The organism is Nocardioides ochotonae (assembly GCF_011420305.2).
Classification (GTDB): domain Bacteria; phylum Actinomycetota; class Actinomycetes; order Propionibacteriales; family Nocardioidaceae; genus Nocardioides; species Nocardioides ochotonae.
This window is the reverse complement of record NZ_CP061769.1, coordinates 619644-637693: the sequence shown is the minus strand read 5'-3', so window position 1 is coordinate 637693 and position 18050 is coordinate 619644. Positions and strand designations below refer to the sequence as shown.

Genomic DNA, 18050 nt, shown 5'->3' with positions numbered 1-18050 from the left:
GAGGGACGCCCCGCCCGTGGTCACCAGCGGTAGTGCGCGAAGGCCTTGTTCGACTCGGCCATCTTGTGGGTGTCCTCACGCTTCTTCACAGCGGCACCGAGGCCGTTGGAGGCGTCGAGGATCTCGTTCATCAGGCGCTCGGCCATCGTCTTCTCACGACGGTCCTGGGCGTACCCGACCAGCCAGCGCAGCGCGAGCGTGGTGCCACGCGTGCCCTTGACCTCGATCGGGACCTGGTAGGTGGCGCCACCGACACGGCGGGACTTGACCTCGAGAGCCGGCTTCACGTTGTCCAGGGCACGCTTCAGCGTGACCACCGGGTCGGTGCCGGTCTTCTCGCGGCAGCCCTCGAGCGCGGAGTAGACGATGCGCTGAGCAACCTGCTTCTTGCCGTCCTGAAGCACCTTGCTGACGAGCTGGGTGACCAGCTGCGACCCGTAGACCGGGTCGACGTCGATCGGGCGCTTGGGAGCGGGACCCTTGCGCGGCATATCAGCTCTTCTCCTTCTTGGCGCCGTAACGGCTGCGGGCCTGCTTGCGGTTCTTCACGCCCTGGGTGTCGAGCGTGCCGCGAATGATCTTGTAGCGGACACCGGGGAGGTCCTTCACCCGGCCGCCGCGCACGAGCACGATGGAGTGCTCCTGAAGGTTGTGACCCACGCCCGGGATGTACGCCGTGACCTCGACGCCGCTCGACAGGCGCACGCGGGCGACCTTGCGGAGGGCGGAGTTCGGCTTCTTCGGGGTGGTGGTGTAGACGCGCGTGCAGACGCCTCGGCGCTGCGGCGAGCCCTTGAGGGCAGGCGTCTTGCTCTTCGACACCTTGTCCTGGCGGCCCTTGCGGACCAGCTGCTGAATGGTGGGCACCGGGTGGTTCCCCTTCTTTTTCACTCTCAGTACGCGACACGGTGCCGCGCACGATGGAACTGCCGTGTCCGAGATGGTGCGGCCCAACCTCCGTCGCTCACCCCCGCGGTCGGGCGTGTCGCCCTTCCATGGCTCCTCGGTCCGGGGTGGCCACCCCGGGGAGGTCGTACGGCTTCTGACGTGCGGTCAGAACGGCTACCTTGCTGCCATTCGCTTCCGAGCACGCGCAACGGCCTGGTTGTCCCAGACACGATGACCGAGATTACCTGCCCCCCGAACAGGGGTCAAAACGGTGGCGGACGGCCGTTCGGCCGGCTCCGCCGCAGCCACGGGCACCGGCTCGCGCTCCGGCTCCCCCACCGGGACCGATTCGGGTCGCCGGATCTCGCCGGGGTGGCCGGGGCGCCGGTTCATCCGGGTGAAGACGAGGACGGCGAGCAGGGCGCCGAAGAGGGTCATGACGCCGCCGACGACGAAGGTCCAGCGCGCCCCGAAGGTCTCCCCGATCCAGCCGATGATCGGCGAGCCGATCGGCGTGCCGCCCATGACGATGGTCATGTAGAGCGCCACCGCGCGGCCACGCATCTCGGGCGCGGCCTCGAGCTGGATGGTGGCGTTCGCGGAGTTGAGCAGCGTGAGCGTGCAGAACCCGATCACCGGGGCGAACAGCGCGAAGCTCAGGTAGCTGGGCAGCAGCGCGGCCACGATCGAGGCCACGCCGAACCCGACGGTGGCCAGCACCAGCAACCGCAGCCGGATCTTGACCCGGCGGGCTGCGAGGAGGGCTCCGGTGAGCGAGCCGACCGCGAGCGCCGAGCCGAGGATGCCGTACTCCCCCGCGCCCTTGCCGAAGACGTCGGTGGCCATCAGCGCCGAGGTGATCTGGAAGTTCATGCCGAAGGTGCCGGCGAAGAAGACGAGGATCAGCACCAGCACCATGCGGGGCTGGTTGCGCACGTAGCGCACCCCGGCGCGCAGCGCGCCACGGGTGCGGGCCACCGGCGCCGGGGTGCTCAGCAACCGCACGTCCATGCGCTGCAGCTGCCAGATGACCGCGAGGTAGGACACCGCGTTCAGCAGGATCACCCAGCCGGTCGCCTGCGCTCCCCCGCCCAGCGCGCCGATCATCAGGCCGGCCAGCGCGGGCCCGACGAGGCGCGCGGCGTTGAAGGTCGCGGAGTTCAGGCCGACGGCGTTGGTGATGTCCTCAGGGCCGACCATCTCCGAGACGAACGACTGGCGGGCGGGGCCGTCGAAGGCCGCGCCGATGCCGAAGACGAAGGCGATGACGTAGACGTGCCAGATCTGGGCGTGCCCGGTCAGGGCGATCGCGGCCAGCAGCAGCGAGGCCAGCGCCATCGTCAGCTGGGTCAGCTGGAGCAGTCGGCGCTTGGGGAAGCGGTCGGCGATCACGCCGGCGTACGGCGAGAGCAGCAGGACCGGGAGGAACTGGAGCCCGGTGGTGATGCCGAGCGCGGTGCCGCTGCCACCCGGCAGGCTGAGGACCAGCCAGTCCTGGGCGACCCGTTGCATCCAGGTCCCGGTGTTCGACACCGCACTACCGGCGACGTAGCGCCGGTAGTTCGGATTGGCGAGCGCGCGGAACGTGGGGCTCAAGGTGTGCTCAGTCCTCCTGGGCGAGTCGGTGCAGGATCGGGGTGGCGCGGCGCAGCACGTCGCGCTCCTCCGCGCTCAGGGCGCGCAGGCGGGTGGCCAGCCACTCGTCACGGCGGGCCCGGTCGGCCAGGAGGGTCTCCCGACCTCGGTCGGTCAGACTGATCACCACGGCGCGTCGGTCGCTCTCGTGGGGGCGTCGCGCCACATGGCCGTCGTCGACCAGACAGTTCACGGTACGCGTCATCGTCGGCGCTTTCACGCGCTCGCGGACTGCGAGATCGCCCACAGTGAGGTCGCCGTAGCGGTACAGCCCGGCCAGGACGCCCATCGCGGTGAGGCTCAGGTCGTTGCCCGGGTCGCGCTCGGCGGCGAGCCTGCGCCGCAGCCGCATCACGGCGAGCCGGAGCTCGGGGGCGAGCCCGGAGCCGGCACGTCGGGTCTTGTCCGCGGTGGCAGTCATGTAGTGAGCATAAGTCATTACTGTCGCTAAGTATTCCGACGAGAAGAGGCCCGGTCCCGTGACGGCTGTCACGGGACCGGGCCTCGACGGGGCCGGACCGGATCAGGTGAGCCAGGCGGTGATCGGCTCGATGCCGAAGTAGATGCCGAACAGCGCCGCGATGATCCACAGCAGCGGGCGCACCTGGCGCGCCTTGCCCACCACGACCTTGATCAGGACGTAGGAGAGGAAGCCCGCGCCGATGCCCACGCTGATCGAGTAGGTGAACGGCATCAGGACGACGGTGAGGAACGCCGGGATCGCGATCTCGACGTCGTTCCACTCGATGCCGGTGACCTGCTGCATCATCAGGAAGCCGACGAGGACGAGGGCGGGGACCGCCGCCTCGGCGGGGATCGCCTGCACGACGGGGGTGAAGAACGTCGCCAGCAGGAACAGCAGGCCGGTGACGACCGAGGCCATACCGGTGCGCGCGCCCTCGCCGACGCCCGAGGCGGACTCGACGTAGGAGGTGTTGGAGGAGACGCCGCCGGCACCGCCGGCGATCGCGGCGACCGAGTCCACGATGAGGATCCGCTGGCTGTGCGGCGGAATGCCCTCGGCGTCGTTCAGGCCCGCCTCGGCGCCGATGGCGGTCATCGTGCCCATCGTGTCGAAGAAGTCGGCCAGCAGCAGCGAGAAGACCAGCAGCGCGGCGGCCAGGACGCCGATCGAGCTGAACGCGCCGAACAGCGAGAACTCACCGAACGTGCTGAGGTCCGGGACGCCGAAGAACTTGTCCGGGACCGCCGGGATGCCCACGGCCCAACCGAGGTCGTTCTCGCCCCCGCCGAACACCGCCTCCATGACGAACGCGGCCGCGGTCAGCACCACGATCGCGATCAGGATCGCGCCGCGGACCTTGCGCACCCACAGCGCGATCAGCAGCAGCACACCGAGGCCGAAGAGCAGGACCGGCCAACCGGACAGGGTGCCGCCGTTGCCGAGCTGCACCGGGACGCTGGTCTGCGCGGCGTCCGGGATGCGGGTCACGAAGCCGGCGTCGACGAAGCCGATCAGCGCGATGAACAGACCGATGCCGACCGAGATCGCGACCTTGAGCTCGGCGGGCACGGCGTGGAACACCGCACGCCGGAAGCCGGTCAGCACCAGCAGCAGGATGATGATGCCCTCGAGCACCACCAGGCCCATCGCGTCGGCCCAGGTCGACTGGGTCGCGATCGCGACACCGACGAAGGCGTTGAGACCGAGTCCCGCCGCGAGCGCCAGCGGGAAGTTGGAGACCGCGCCCATCAGCATCGTCAGCACGCCGGCGACCAGCGCCGTACCGGCGGCGATCGCGGGGAGGTTGGGCTCGGACCCGCCGCCCAGGTAGTTGCCCTCCGAGTCCTGGATGTAGCCCAGGATGATCGGGTTCAGGACGAGGATGTAGGACATCGTCAGGAAGGTCACCGCGCCGCCGCGGATTTCCCGGCCGATGCTCGAGCCACGCTCGGAGATCTTGAAGTAGGTGTCGAGGGCTGAAGTCACGAGACCGCAGCATGACAGATCCCGGGGCCGGACTAACGTGGTCACCGTGGAACGGGACGACAAGCAGCCGGAGAGGCACGAGATCGGCTCGAAGGTGTACCTCGTGGCCGACGTGGAGCCGCTCGACGTCGACGGTGTGCGCACCGTGGCGGTGGGAACCGCGCTCTGGCTGGTCGCCTTCGTGGCGATGCTGCCGTTCTACGGCCCGCTGGCCGACCACGGCCGCACCTGGTGGCTGTGGACGTGCTTGACCGGGTTCGGTCTCGGCCTGTGCGGCTATGAGTTCTGCCGGCGCCGCGCCGCCGCCCACGAGGAGCGGGCGGGCGGCGAACGGTCCGCCTGACCCCGGATCAGCCCGGGGTCGAGGAGATCAGAAGGTCTCGAGCTCGCCGGGTGCGATCGTGATGGTGTCGAGCACCGGCTCGGGCATCGGCACCGGCTCGTGCTTCTTGGCCAGGCGCACCTCGGAGTGGGCGCCGCAGCCGTGGTCGAAGGAGACCACCCGGCCGTCGTCGTTGGCGTCGCCGTTGGCGCACACGCCGAACTGCTCGGCGAGCGGCCCGCCCAGGCGCATCAGGAAGCCGCAGGTCGAGCAGGAGTCGGGGGCCGCCTGGGCCAGCGGCGAGGACGGGCCGCCGTCGCCGTCGTACCAGCGCTGGGCGGCGAGGTCGCGGCCCTCCGGGGAGAGCGTGCGGGTGCGGCCGGCGTACAGCTCCTGGGCCACCGCGCGGATCTGCGCCTTGGCGTCGGCGTCCAGCGGGTCGTCGCCGAAGGCGTACGTCGGGACCAGCCGCGGGTCGTCGTCGGGCACCGGCAGCAGGTCGCCGGGCGAGAGGTCACCGGGCTTGATGCGCTCGCGGTAGGGCAGCCAGTCGGGGGCGACGATCGCCTCGTCGCCGGGGATCAGCACGACCTCGTCGATGGTCACGTGCTTCTGGCGCGGCGCGCGGGCGACGGTCACCGACCAGCGCCACCCGACGTACCCGGGGCGCGTGCAGGTGAACAGGTGGGTGACCACCCGCTCCCCCTCGGCGACGGTGCCGAGGTGGTCCCCGACGTCGCCGGGCTCGGTCTCCGCGAGGAGCGCGTCACGAGCGGCGTCGACCGCTGCAACGGCGGTGGCGTCGGGCCTGGGACGAGCGATCGTGGTCACGGCGCGTAATCATGTCTCATCGGAGGCCCCGCTGTCAGGTCGCCCCCGGACTCACCGCGCCGGGACCCGTCTCACGACCGGGTGTCAGTGCCCCCGACGGGGCGGTCCGGCGGGGCAGGATGGGGCCATGACCTCCTCGCAGCCCGGCCCCGGGGACAGCGCGCACCGGGTCGGCCGCGTGCTCGGCAACGGTGCGCGCGGCACCGCGCACGGCGTCGCGGCGGCCGGGCGGGCGACCGCCCGTGCGGGACAGGCCGTCGGCCGGCAGGTCCGTCGCGCCGCCAGCGCGCAGGGTGCCGGCGAGTCGGGGCTGAACCGGCTGATGTACCTGCACTTCTTCAACACCGCCGGGGACGCCGCGGTGGCGATCTCGCTCGCCGGCTCGCTGTTCTTCCAGGTGCCCTCCGGCGAGGCGCGCGGCCAGGTCGCGCTGTTCCTGGCCCTCACGATGCTGCCGTTCGCGATCGTGGCCCCGCTGATCGGCCCGTTCCTGGACCGGTTCAGCTCCGGGCGCCGCTGGGCGATCGGCGCCACGATGGCGGCGCGCGCGTTCTTGTGCTGGGGGCTGGCCGGCGCGGTGCACACCGAGTCGCCGTGGGTGTTCGCGGCCGCGCTCGGCGTGCTCGTCTCCTCCAAGGCGTACGGCGTGACGCGGGCGGCCGCGGTCCCCCGACTGCTCCCCCGGGGCTTCACCCTGGTGCGCGCCAACGGCCGGGTCTCGCTGGCCGGCATCATCGCGAGCGCGATCTCCGCGCCGATCGCCGGGCTCGCCTCGATGGCCGGCTCGCAGTGGTCGCTGCGCTACGCCTTCGTGCTGTTCGCGATCGCCACGATCTGCGCAATCCGGCTGCCCGAGCGCGTCGACTCCAGCGCGGGCGAGGGCACTCTGGTGCTGCGCGGCGAGACGGTGCCCCCGACCGCCCCCCTGGGGCGGCGGCCACGCACCCGGATCCCCCCGGCGGTGGCGTTCGCGCTGCGGACCAACCTCGGTCCACGCTGGCTGACCGGCTTCCTGATCATGTTCATGGCGTTCCTGCTGCGGGAGAACCCGCCGGAGAGCAGCCTGCGCCCGGAGCTGCTGATCGGCCTGGTCGTCGGCGCGGCCGGCGTCGGCAACACCCTCGGCGTCGCCGCCGCCGCCCTGCTGAAGCGCATCAACCCCGCGGTCGCGGTGGTCGTGGCGCTGCTGGCCGACGCCGCCGCGGCGGTGCTCGCCTGGAGCTTCTACGGCGTGCTGACCCTGGCGGTGCTCGGCCTCACCGCAGGGCTGTCGCAGACGCTGGCGAAGTTCTGCCTCGACGCCACCATCCAGCGCGACGTTCCGACCCAGGTGCAGGCCAGCGCCTTCGCGCGCAGCGACACCCTGCTGCAGCTGGCCTGGGTGCTGGGCGGGTTCGTCGGCATCGTGCTGCCGCTGGAGCCGGCCCGGCTCGGCCTGGGGGTCGCCGCGGTCGCCGTCATCGGGTGGGCGGTGTACGTGCTCGGCTCGCGCACCACGCGGGTGCCGATGGGCGTGCGCGCCCAGCCGGCGCCGGCCACCGAGGCTCCGACCGGCCCGGCCTCGGGCTGAGCGGCGGGCTCAGAGCTCCAGCTGGTCGGCGAGCGCGCGCAGCAGCTTGGCCACCGGGGCCGCGGTCTTCGAGTCGGGGTGGCGGCCGTGTCGGTAGGTCTCGCCGATGTCGTCGAGCACCCGGATCAGGTCCTCCACGATCGGGACCATCTCCTCGGGCTTGCGGCGCGCGGCGTTGCGCTGGTTGCGCGACACCGACGCGGGAGCGTCGAGCACCCGCACCTGGAGCGCCTGCTCGCCGCGCCGGCCTTGGGCGATGCCGAACTCCACCCGGGTGCCGGCCTTGAGCGTGGTGACCCCGGGCGGCAGTGCCTCCGCGCGGACGTAGACGTCGTCCCCGTCGTCCTGGGACAGGAACCCGAAGCCCTTGTCGGCGTCGTACCACTTCACCTTGCCAGTGGACACGGTCATGACCTCTTCTGCTCGGCGGGCACCGGCCGGCGGCGGGTGCGGGTCGCACAGCCTATGTGTCACCGGGTGGGCGGCACCACCGGGTGACCCACGCAGCGGGCGGGGCGCACCGTGGCCAGCAGGTGCTCCTCCAGCCAGCCCGGGAACTGCCCCAGGTCGTCGAGGACGACATGGGTTCCGGCCTCGATCAGCTCCTCGCGGGTGCAGCCGCCGCTCAGCACCGACACGCTCACCACCCCCGCCGCCAGCGCGCCCTCCACGTCGTGGACGTGGTCGCCGACGTAGACCGACGCGCCCTCGCGCTGGAGCACCGCGGCCTTGCCGACGCCCCACACCCAGCCCTCGAGCACGTCGACGTCGAGGCCGAGGTGGTCGACGTGCAGGCGCGCGTTCTCGGGGAACTTGCCGGTGACCACGACCGTGCGCCCGCCGTGGCGTCGTACGGCGGCGAGCGCCTCGTGCGCGCCCGGGAGCGCGGGCACCGGGGCGATCGCGTGCGCGGGGTAGATCTCGCGGAACCGGTCCCCGGCGGCCGGGATCGCCTCGGCCGGGAGGTAGGGACCGAGCAGGTGCTCCAGGGGCGGGCCGAGCCGACGGGTCATCTCCTCGGCCGGGAAGTCGACGCCGAGCTCGGCGCCGAGGGCCCGGAGCACCTCCTGGAACCCGGGTGCGGTGTCGATCAGGGTCAGGTCGAGGTCGAAGCCGACGACCAGGGGCGTGGGCTCCGGGATCGCGCTCATGGGGCGGAGTGTAGGGGCCGGGCCAGAACGGGATGGTTGTCAGCGCGGGCGCCGGTCGGACAGGCTAGGGGCGCGAGACCCACAGGTCGCGGGCCTCACGACACTGACGCAACGGACTGGCAGAAGAGTGGCGCAACGGACTGGCACAACGGACTGAGGGATCGCGATGGGCAGCAGGCGGACCCGGGTGACGCACCCGGTGCGACGCATGTCCCGCGCGCTCGCCGCCGCCCTGGCCGCCGGCGTGGGCATGTCCGCGCTCGCGCTGCCCGGAGTGTCGGGGCTGTCCGGGCCGGCAGCGTCGGCGGCTCCGCCGGCTCCACACGCCGGCGAAGCCGGCGACGCGCGCCTGCACCTGGTGACCCTGACCGGGCCGGGCTCGGCCGCCTCCGACCGGGTGTTCCCCAGCGGGCCGACGCGCGAGCTGGCCCGCCAGCAGCGGCTGCTGGACCGTGTCGGGGCCCCGGAGCCCGTCTATCGCTGGACCACCGCGCTGAGCGGGGTCGCCGTCGACCTCACCGACGCGCAGGTCCGCGCGCTGCGCGCCGAGCCCGAGGTCGCCCTGGTCGAGCCGAACACCGTGCGCCCGCTCGCCGCGACCCGCACCCGGGTCGTCCACCCGGCGCCGGGCACGGGGCGCGACACCGGCGGCGCCGGGACCGTGATCGGCCTGGTCGACACCGGGCTGCACCCGGATGGGCCGGTCTTCTCCGGCTCGCCCGGCCTGGGCCGCGCGCCGCGGGACTTCCGCGGCTCCTGCGTGAGCGAGCCGGACTGGGACCAGTCCGCGTGCACCGACAAGGTGCTGGCTGCCCAGTGGTACGTCGAGGGGTTCGGCCGCGGCCGGTTGCGGGCGGCGTCCTCGCTGTCCCCGCGCGACGACCACGGTCACGGCACCCGCACCGCCTCGATCGCCGCCGGCAACAGCGACATCAGCGTGCGGGTGGGCCGCGAGGACCTCGGCCGGCACTCCGGGGCGGCCCCGCAGGCCCGCCTCGCCGTCTACAAGGCCTGCTGGACGGCGCCGGACCCTGCGGACGACGGCTGCGCGAGCGCCGACCTGGTCACCGCGATCGACCGGGCCACGGCCGACCGGGTGGACGTGCTCAGCCTCGCCGTCGGCGGCACGCCCGCCTCCCCCGGACCCGACAACCCTGACGGCGTCGACACGGTCGAGCGCGCGCTCCTCGGCGCCGCCGAGGCCGACATCGTGGTGGTCGCCGCCGCCGGCAACGCCGGCGCCCGGTCCCGGGCCGCCCACCCCTCGCCGTGGGTGACCACCGTCGGGGGCGCCACCGGCGTCCAGCGCCGCGGCCGGGTGGTCCTGGGCGACGGAACCACGCTGCCGGGGGCGATGGCCTCCTCGCTGCGCGTCGGCCCGGCTCCGCTGGTGCTCGCCGCGGACGTCGCCACCCGCGGGGCCGATCGCGACCGGGCCCGCCAGTGCGCCCCGGGGAGCCTCGACGCCGCGCGGGCGCGCGGCCGGGTCGTCGTGTGCGAGCGCGGCCTGGTGAGCCGCGTCGACAAGTCCGCGGCGGTCGGGCTGGCCGACGGAGCCGGGGTGGTGCTGGTCAACACCCGACGCGGGTCGGTCGACGCCGACCTGCACCGCGTGCCGACCGTCCACCTCGGCCGCGACAATGGCGCGCGACTGCGCGACTGGGTGCGGGAGAACCCCGGCGCGCTGGTCACCCTGCGCCCCGAGGGCGCGCGGCGCCCGGCATCGAAGGTCGCCGGGTTCTCCCCCACCGGCGACCCCGCCGCACCCGTGCTCAACCCCGACCTGATCGCCCCGGCGACCGGGCTGCTCAGCGCCGTACCGCCCGGCGCGGAGCGCTGGGCCTTCACGAGCGGCACCTCGGCGGCCGCGGCGTACACCAGCGGGATCGCGGCGCGCCTCCGCGCCCGCCGCGACTGGTCTGCCGCGGCGGTCCGCTCCGCGCTCGCCACCACCAGCGCCGCGGTCCCGGGGTCGGTGCTGCGCACCGGGGCCGGGCGCCTGCGGTCCGACCTCGCCGCGCGCCCCGGGCTGGTGCACGACCTCGATCCGGGCGACTACCGGCGCTGGTTGGAGGGCTCACTCGGGCGGCACCTCAACACGCCCTCGATCATCCTGCGCCGGGACCGCGACGTGGCGCGCCGCACGATCACCAACGTCGGGCGACAGCCGCTCTACTTCTCCTCCGCCGCCTCCGGCTTCGAGCGGTACGACGTGCGGGTCACCCCCGCCGCGGTGCGGCTGGCCCCCGGCGAGTCCGCGACCTACACCGTGCGCGTCAGCGGCCCCGCCTCCGGCGCGCGGCCGGTCGACGACGGCGTGGTCACCTGGCGCGGTGCCACCGGCACCCGCACCCGGGTGCCGGTGCTCATCACCCGCTGAGGTTGGTGGTCGTACGGGCGTGGTGCCCCGGGGCGCGCCAGCGGGCCGGTGCTCACGCCTCGCGGAGCACCTCCATCAGGTGATCGCCGAAGCGGACCCGGTCGTGGGCAAGCAGGGTGGTGGCGCGGCCGGGCACGAGCTCGCGCGGCGCGTCGCCGCGCAGCAGCACCGTGCCCGAAGCGCTGACCATCAGCACGAGGGTGCCGCCGGCCACCACCTGGAGCCGGGCGTGGGTGGGTGACACCGAGGCGTCGCCCAGGGTGACCCGGCGACGCACCGGCTCGCTGCCCGGATCGCTGCCGGGATCGCTGCCGGGATCGCTGCCGACCAGGGTGAGGCCCTCGATGAGGATCGACTCCCCGGTGTCGAAGCTGACCCGCCACCGGGACGCAGCCGGCGACGGCCCCACCTCCCCGGGGAGAGGTCGCGGAGCACCCGGGGCCGGAGCAACCGGGCGCAGCGCCGCAGCCGGGAGTGGGGCGGGCGCGGGCAGCAGGCGCATCGTGGTGAGGTTGACCAGCGACGCGGGCCCGGGCGCGGGATCCGGCTCCGCGGTGTCACCGCCGCGCACGTCGAGGACGACCGTGCAGAAAAGCCGGTCGTGCCACCCCCGCCGCCGTCCGCTCGGGTCGACCAGCGCGGTCCAGCCGAGCACCGCGAGGCCAGCCCCGAGGGTGGCGACGCCCGTGCCCGCGAGCAGGGCCGCGCGCAGCAGCCCCGCCCCGGCCCCGACCGGGACGCCCTCGGCGCCCACCGTCCGGATCCCGAACGTCGCCCGGCCCGGCGAGGAACCGGTCAGCCCGACCGCCGCCGCCTCCAGGACGGCCGCCACCAGCAGCACCCCCGCCCCGACCCCGAGGACCGCGGGCACGGGAGCGCCGAGCCGGTGCGCGGCGTACGCCAGGGCGCTGGCGGGCAGCGCGACGACCAGCAGGTCGAGGACCGCGGCGTGGAAACGGCGCTCCAGCGCCGCCGGCGGACAACGGCTCGGGTCGCGCACGGCGCCGGGGTCAGGGAGTGGTGACCTGGATGGTGACCCCGTCGCCGAGGTCGATCAGCGACCCCGGGACGAGCAGCGCCGAGACGCCCGGTTGGAGCGCCTCCGGGGGCAGGCCCGGGCGGGCCAGCACGCTGCCGTTGGTCGAGCCGAGGTCGGTGACCACCGCGGAGCCGGTGTCGGCCCCGGCGCCGGGGCTGACCTCGAGGTGGGTGGCGGAGATCTCCTGGTGCGGGCTCGGCACCGTCACCAGCCGCGCGTCCTCCCCGGCGACGGCGCGACGGGCCGCGGGCGCACGTCCGATCAGCACCGGGCGGTCCACGTCGACCACCGTTCCGTCGGAGATGACCAGCCGCGCCACCGGGGCGTCGGCCGCGGCACCGGCGGGCTCGGGCTCGGACGGCTCCGGCGGGTCGGCGTGGTCACCGTGGCGCCGGTGGAAGCCGGCCTCGCGGTCGCCGGCGCCCCATCCGACCGGCGCACCGGCGGGCGGGGTTCCGGGGACCGGGGAGGGCCCGCCCATCGGGGGCGGGGGCACCGGCGGGAAGTCGGGGACCGCAGGCAGGTCCAGGGCCGTCGGCGCCTCGGGGTCGGGCAGACCGATCGGGCCGGTGTCCGGACCGCCGAACGGTACGTCGGCCGGCGACGGCGACGGCGACGGAGGCGGCGGAGGCGGGGTCGGCATGGCCGGGGGCTCCGGCCGCGGCGGCGGGGGCGGCGGAGGCGGAGGCGGGGTCGGCGGGGCGGGCGGGGCGGGCGGCGACTCCGGCACGGAGACCGGCGGGGCGGGCGGCGGGGCCGGCGCCTGCGCGACGTACGGCGGGTGGTCGACCCGCGCGGCGCGCACCAGCCCGTCGGTGAGCAGCAGGTCGGGACCGTTCGCCTCGCCGGCGCTCAGCGTCACCCGGCGCACCCGCGGGACCCGGCGGTCCAGGAAGCTCGCGGCCTCGGTGCCGTCCAGGGAGAGGACGCCCTCGTCGCCGTGCAGCTCGGCGTGCACGGGGCCGCGCAGCAGCACCCGGGTGTCCCCGTCCTCGACGACCCCGGCGAGCGCGAAGCCGGGCAGCGAGCGCAGCCCACCGGCCAGCAGGGCGTCCAGGAGCTCCTCGAGGTCGGCGCCCCCGTCGGCCAGCTCCCACAGCCGGGCGGCGCGGGCGCGCTGGTCCGGGGGCAGCAGGAGCAGGGTGTGCGGGCCGACGACGGCGTACCACTCCCCGCTGCGGTAGGACCGCGGTCCGCTGTGCGGCGGCCGGGCGGTGTCCTGCCTCGGGTCGGTCATGGCGGCCTCCCACTCCCTGTCGGGTCGACGCTCTGGGCTGACGACGGTTGTCCTCGATCCCATCACATCGCCGCGAAGGCGGCTCTCCTCGTCGCACAGCCCCACCCCGCCGGCTGCGAAGGACGGCGCCCGGCGATCCGTCCGCCGGACCTCCCCGCGCCGACTCCCGACGGGCCGATAGCGTGGGAAACGATGTCCGGACGACCTGCGTCACCCAGCGGCTTCCGCTCCCTCGCCGACCAGCTGCGCAGCTGGTCCGACGAGCGGCTCGCCCGCCTGCTCGCCGCCCGCCCCGACCTGGCCAGTCCGGTCCCCCACGACTCCAGCCAGCTCGCCTCGCGCGCCGCGGTCCGGTCCTCGCTGCTGCGCGCCCTCGACCAGCTCGACCTGCTCGAGCTCACCGTCCTCGACGCCCTGGTGGTGCTGGGCCACTCCACCCCCGAGCAGCTCGACACGGTGGTCAACGCCGAGCCCACCGACGTCGCCCGCGCGCTGGCCCGGCTCGGTGACCTGGCGCTGGTCTGGGAGAGCCAGGCCGGGCTGCGCCCGCTCACCGGCGTCGCCGACGCCCTGGGGTCGGGACCCGGGACCAGCGGTCTCATGCCGTGCAGCCCAGATTCGCGTCCCCCCGCCGAGATCGAGAAGCGACTGGCCGAGCTATCCGAGCCCGCCCGGACCCTGCTCGAGCACGTGGCCGAGCACGGCGGCGAGGCCACCACCGGCACCTCCCGGCACCTGGTCAGCCCCCACGACGCCCGCACGCCCGCCGAGGAGCTGCTGGCCCGGCGACTGCTGGTGCCCCGCGGTGGCGGAGTCGTCGTGCTCCCCGGCGAGGTCGGCCTGGCGCTGCGCGGCGGCCGCACCACCCGTGAGCCCGTCGGCACCCCGCCCCCGCTGGTCACCAGCGAGCGCGACGCCGCGCTCGTGGACCGCGCCGCCGCGGGCACCGCCTTCGAGGCGGTACGCCGCGTGGAGCTGCTGCTCGACCAGTGGAGCACCCACCCGCCGACGTCGCTGCGCAGCGGCGGCCTCGGGGTGCGCGACCTGCGCGCGACCGCGCTCCTGCTGCACGTGGACGAGCCCACGGCCGCGCTCGTCGTCGAGGTGGCCTACGCCGCCGGACTGCTGGCCACCGCCGCGGACCCCGACGGCAACCCGGCCTGGGTCCCGACCGATGCCTTCGACCTGTGGATCGCCACCACCCCGGCCGAGCGCTGGGTCGCGCTGGTGCGCGCCTGGCTGGACTCCCCCCGCCTGCCCGGCCTGGTCGGCAAGCGCGACAACGCCGGCAAGACCTGGAACGCGCTGGCCCCCGAGCTCACCGGCTCCCACCTCGTCGAGACCCGCCGCACGGCGCTCGGCGAGCTGGCCGCGCTGCCGGACGGGCAGGTCCTGGCCACCGGCACCGGCACGCCGTCGCTGGTGGCCCGGCTGGCCTGGCTGCGGCCGCGCCGGCCGCGCACCCGCGCCGACCTGGTCGCCTGGTCCCTCGAGGAGGCAGCCGCGCTCGGCGTCACCGCCCTCGGCGGCCTGTCCGGCCCCGCCCGGCAGCTGCTCGACGGCGCCGACCCCGTGCCCGCCCTGACCCGGCTGATGCCCGAGCCGGTCGACCACGTGCTGCTCCAGGCCGACCTGACCGCCGTCGCCCCCGGCCCGCTGGAGTCCAGCCTCGCGCGCCGCCTGGCGCTCGTCGCCGACGTGGAGTCACGCGGCGGCGCGACGACGTACCGCTTCACGCCGGGGTCGGTACGCCGAGCCTTGGACACCGGCTGGGGGGCCGCGGAGCTGCACGAGTTCCTGGCCTCGGTCTCGCGCACGCCGGTGCCGCAGCCGCTGACCTACCTCGTCGACGACACCGCCCGCACCTTCGGCACGATCCGGGTCGGGCACGCCGAGGCGTTCCTGCGCGCCGACGACGAGACCGCACTGGCCGAACTGCTGCACCACCCGCGCGCCGCCTCGCTGGGCCTGCGCCGCATCGCGCCGACGGTGCTGATCAGCGACACCCCGATCGACGTGCTGCTCCCCCGGCTGCGCGACCTCGGCGCCGCACCGGTGGTCGAGGCCCCGGACGGCACGGTGCGGGTCTCGCGCCCGGACCTGCTGCGCGCGCGCACGCCCAAGGAGCACCGCCGCAGCGCCGGCGCCAGCGCGGCCCGGGCCACCGCCACCGTGGCCGCGGTGGTCACCGCGATCCGCTCCGGGGACCGCGCCGCCGAGGCCCGTCCGACCGGCGCCGCGGCGGCCCCGCTGACCCCGAGCGGGTCGCTGGCGGCGCTGCGCGAGGCCGTCGAGACCCGCACCAGCGTGCTGATCGGGTACGTCGACAACCACGGCACCTCCACCGAGCGGGTGGTCGACCCGATCTCGGTCGAGGGTGGCCAGCTGACCGCCCACGACCACCGCTCCGACGACGTGCGCACCTTCGCGGTGCACCGCATCTCGGTGGTCCGCCCCGTCGAGGACTGAGTCGAGGCCTGAGCGCCCACCCGCCGCTCCGTAGACTCGCCGGGTGAACGACGGCCCTCTCATCGTCCAGTCGGACAAGACCCTGCTGCTCGAGATCGACCACGAGCGTGCCGCGGACTGCCGCAAGGCGATCGCGCCGTTCGCCGAGCTCGAGCGCAGCCCCGAGCACATCCACACCTACCGCCTCACCCCGCTCGGCCTGTGGAACGCCCGCGCCGCCGGCCACGACGCCGAGCAGATCGTGGACACGCTGCTGGCCTACAGCCGCTACGCCGTACCGCACGCGCTGCTCGTCGACGTCGCCGAGACGATGGCGCGCTACGGCCGGCTGCGCCTGGAGAAGCACCCCACCCACGGGCTGGTGCTCTCCAGCACCGACCGGCCGGTGCTCGAGGAGGTGCTGCGCGCCAAGAAGATCAAGGGCATGCTCGGCGACCGCCTCGACGAGGACACCGTCGTGGTGCACCCCTCCGAGCGCGGCAACCTCAAGCAGGCGCTGCTCAAGCTCGGCTGGCCGGCCGAGGACTTCGCCGGGTACGTCGACGGCGAGGCGCACGCCATCTCCTTGGTCGAGGACGGCTGGACGCTGCGCGACTACCAGCGCGACGCGGCCGAGTCGTTCTGGCACGGCGGGTCGGGGGTCGTCGTACTCCCCTGCGGCGCCGGCAAGACGATCGTCGGGGCGGCCGCGATGGCGCACGCCCAGGCGACCACGCTGATCCTGGTCACCAACACCGTCAGCGCCCGGCAGTGGAAGGACGAGCTGATCAAGCGGACCTCGCTGACCGAGGACGAGATCGGCGAGTACTCCGGCGCCATGAAGGAGATCCGGCCGGTCACGATCGCGACGTACCAGGTGCTGACGCTGCGCCGCAAGGGCGCCTACCCGCACCTGGAGCTGCTCGACGCCCGCGACTGGGGCCTGGTCGTGTACGACGAGGTGCATCTGCTGCCCGCACCGATCTTCCGGATGACCGCCGACCTCCAGGCCCGCCGCCGGATCGGGCTGACCGCGACGCTGGTGCGCGAGGACGGCCGGGAGGGCGACGTGTTCTCCCTGATCGGGCCGAAGCGGTACGACGCGCCGTGGAAGGACATCGAGTCGCAGGGCTGGATCGCGCCCGCCGACTGCGTGGAGGTGCGGGTGACGCTGCCGAGCGCGGAGCGGCTGGTCTACGCCACCGCCGAGCCCGAGGAGCGCTACCGGCTCGCCTCCTGCACCGCGGAGAAGACCCGGGTGGTGCGCGACATCGTGGCCGCCCACCCCGGTCAGCCGACGCTGGTGATCGGGCAGTACATCGACCAGCTCGACGAGCTCGCCGCCGAGCTCGATGCCCCGGTGATCAAGGGCGAGACGACCGTGAAGGAGCGCCAGCGCCTCTTCGACGCCTTCCGCTCCGGGGAGATCGGGCTGCTGGTGGTCAGCAAGGTCGCGAACTTCTCCATCGACCTGCCCTCCGCCGAGGTGGCGATCCAGGTGTCCGGCTCGTTCGGCTCGCGTCAGGAGGAGGCCCAGCGCCTCGGCCGGCTGCTGCGCCCGAAGTCGGAGGGCAAGTCCGCGCACTTCTACACGATCGTCTCGCGCGACACCGTCGATGCGGAGTTCGCCCAGAACCGCCAGCGCTTCCTCGCCGAGCAGGGCTACGCCTACCGGATCGTGGACGCCGAGGACCTCCCCGCCTGACCCCCTCTCCCCGAGTCGGGGCTTGTGGTTGCGCGAGTCGGCCCCAATGGCGGGGCCGTGCAGCGTCGACACCCCCGCGTGACATGGGGAGTGGTCAGCGCGCCGGCGGTGTCGTCCCGGGCCGGTCGAACAGCTCGTCGAGGTCCGTGTCGACCTCGAGGATGTCGTTCTCCAGCCAGGGCGCGTCGTCGGGGCCGCCGACGGGCAGGCAGCGCACGACCACCCCCGTCTGTACGTCGAGGGCGACGTCGTAGTGGTCGGGGTGGTCCCGGCCGCGCCAGCTCGGCGGCAGCTCCTCGTCGTCGTCGAGGTCCGCGCGCATCCCGGCCTCGCTGTCGAGCAGCTCGCAGCAGTTGCCGCCGCAGCGCGGGTCGTACCCGGGCAGCGCCCGCAGGTCGGCTCGCCACGCGGGACGGCCGGCGACGACGTCGGCGCGCAACCGGTCCACCGCCACGTGGTGGCTCAGCTCCACCGGGTCGAGCATCGCGACCCAGCTGTAGTTGGTGTACATCGGGTCGTCGTAGTCGAGGTCGAAGCGCTCGGGGCGCCACTCGACCAGCCCGTCGGCGCGCAACGGCGGGGCGATCTGGTGCGGGAGCACCGAGGTGTGCTCCGGCACCGGGTCCGGGGGCGGGGTCCCCTCCGCGGTGAAGACCATCAGCGTGCCGCGGGTGTAGGGCAGCCCGCTCGCCCGGTGCAGCCGACCCTCGCTGTCGCGCACCAGCAGCTCCCCCGGTCGACGCACCCAGGCCTCGCACTCGCCAGCGAACCCGGAGCGGTGCGCCAGGTGCAGCGTCGTCCAGCGCCAGGGCGAGCTGCGCGCCAGGGCGAGGAAGGAGTCGGGGTCCGGGGGCATGGCCGCGACGCTAGACACCCGGGGTCTCCCCGGGCCA

16 protein-coding genes are annotated in these 18050 nt (G+C 74.4%); 5 read left to right on the top strand and 11 right to left on the bottom strand.

The genetic code is table 11. The annotated features are described in order from the left end of the window. Positions 1–20: 20 nt before the first annotated feature. From rpsG to HBO46_RS03095, 5 genes are all read right to left on the bottom strand, one after another. On the bottom strand, positions 21–491 hold the full coding sequence (rpsG, locus tag HBO46_RS03115) for a 30S ribosomal protein S7 (protein ID WP_153322084.1): 471 nt from the start codon (positions 489–491) through the stop codon (positions 21–23). Between the two features lies 1 nt (position 492). Next, positions 493–867 carry a 30S ribosomal protein S12 gene (gene rpsL / locus HBO46_RS03110; RefSeq protein WP_101526259.1) on the bottom strand — a complete coding sequence of 125 codons (375 nt, stop codon included), beginning with the start codon at positions 865–867 and terminating at the stop codon, positions 493–495. Positions 868–1062: 195 nt separating this feature from the next. After that, complete coding sequence (locus HBO46_RS03105; RefSeq protein ID WP_166136900.1) at positions 1063–2484, bottom strand: MFS transporter; 1422 nt, start codon at positions 2482–2484, stop codon at positions 1063–1065. Positions 2485–2491: 7 nt separating this feature from the next. After that, complete coding sequence (locus tag HBO46_RS03100) at positions 2492–2944, bottom strand: MarR family transcriptional regulator (RefSeq protein ID WP_224769353.1); 453 nt, start codon at positions 2942–2944, stop codon at positions 2492–2494. Between the two features lie 102 nt (positions 2945–3046). Beyond that, the gene (locus HBO46_RS03095; RefSeq protein WP_153322081.1) at positions 3047–4474 is read right to left on the bottom strand and encodes an NCS2 family permease; all 1428 of its coding nucleotides are present in this window, start codon (positions 4472–4474) and stop codon (positions 3047–3049) included. 46 nt (positions 4475–4520) lie between these two features. On the opposite strand from HBO46_RS03095, the gene HBO46_RS03090 reads away from it, so the two are divergent. Further along, on the top strand, positions 4521–4817 hold the full coding sequence (locus HBO46_RS03090) for a DUF2530 domain-containing protein (protein WP_224769352.1): 297 nt from the start codon (positions 4521–4523) through the stop codon (positions 4815–4817). A gap of 27 nt (positions 4818–4844) precedes the next feature. Here HBO46_RS03090 and HBO46_RS03085 read toward each other — a convergent pair whose 3' ends face one another. Continuing rightward, positions 4845–5627, bottom strand: coding sequence for a DUF3027 domain-containing protein (locus HBO46_RS03085; protein ID WP_166136904.1), 783 nt, complete (start codon positions 5625–5627; stop codon positions 4845–4847). Between the two features lie 127 nt (positions 5628–5754). Here HBO46_RS03085 and HBO46_RS03080 point away from each other — a divergent pair, with 127 nt between their 5' ends. Beyond that, positions 5755–7197, top strand: coding sequence for an MFS transporter (locus tag HBO46_RS03080; RefSeq protein WP_166136906.1), 1443 nt, complete (start codon positions 5755–5757; stop codon positions 7195–7197). A 9-nt stretch (positions 7198–7206) separates the two neighbouring features. On the opposite strand, the gene HBO46_RS03075 is transcribed toward HBO46_RS03080, so the two are convergent. Together HBO46_RS03075 and HBO46_RS03070 are read right to left on the bottom strand one after the other, a co-directional pair. Beyond that, on the bottom strand, positions 7207–7602 hold the full coding sequence (locus tag HBO46_RS03075) for a cold-shock protein (protein WP_191480231.1): 396 nt from the start codon (positions 7600–7602) through the stop codon (positions 7207–7209). Between the two features lie 65 nt (positions 7603–7667). After that, on the bottom strand, positions 7668–8348 hold the full coding sequence (locus HBO46_RS03070) for an HAD family hydrolase (RefSeq protein ID WP_166136910.1): 681 nt from the start codon (positions 8346–8348) through the stop codon (positions 7668–7670). A 208-nt stretch (positions 8349–8556) separates the two neighbouring features. Between HBO46_RS03070 and HBO46_RS03065 the strand changes: the two genes are divergently transcribed. Further along, positions 8557–10728 (top strand): S8 family serine peptidase, encoded by a 2172-nt coding sequence (locus HBO46_RS03065; RefSeq protein ID WP_166136913.1) that lies wholly within the window; start codon positions 8557–8559, stop codon positions 10726–10728. A 52-nt stretch (positions 10729–10780) separates the two neighbouring features. On the opposite strand, the gene HBO46_RS03060 is transcribed toward HBO46_RS03065, so the two are convergent. Together HBO46_RS03060 and HBO46_RS03055 are read right to left on the bottom strand one after the other, a co-directional pair. Next, positions 10781–11728, bottom strand: coding sequence for an RDD family protein (locus tag HBO46_RS03060; RefSeq protein ID WP_166136916.1), 948 nt, complete (start codon positions 11726–11728; stop codon positions 10781–10783). Positions 11729–11738: 10 nt separating this feature from the next. After that, a complete protein-coding gene (locus tag HBO46_RS03055; RefSeq protein WP_191480196.1) occupies positions 11739–13004 on the bottom strand; it encodes an FHA domain-containing protein in 1266 nt (421 codons plus the stop codon). A gap of 192 nt (positions 13005–13196) precedes the next feature. On the opposite strand from HBO46_RS03055, the gene HBO46_RS20730 reads away from it, so the two are divergent. Next, the gene (locus HBO46_RS20730; RefSeq protein ID WP_166136919.1) at positions 13197–15473 is read left to right on the top strand and encodes a helicase-associated domain-containing protein; all 2277 of its coding nucleotides are present in this window, start codon (positions 13197–13199) and stop codon (positions 15471–15473) included. A gap of 43 nt (positions 15474–15516) precedes the next feature. Further along, positions 15517–17157: a DNA repair helicase XPB gene (locus HBO46_RS03045; protein ID WP_166136922.1), complete on the top strand. Its 1641-nt coding sequence runs from the start codon at positions 15517–15519 to the stop codon at positions 17155–17157. Between the two features lie 94 nt (positions 17158–17251). On the opposite strand, the gene HBO46_RS03040 is transcribed toward HBO46_RS03045, so the two are convergent. Further along, positions 17252–18013 (bottom strand): hypothetical protein, encoded by a 762-nt coding sequence (locus HBO46_RS03040; RefSeq protein WP_166136925.1) that lies wholly within the window; start codon positions 18011–18013, stop codon positions 17252–17254. Between the last annotated feature and the right edge of the window lie 37 nt (positions 18014–18050).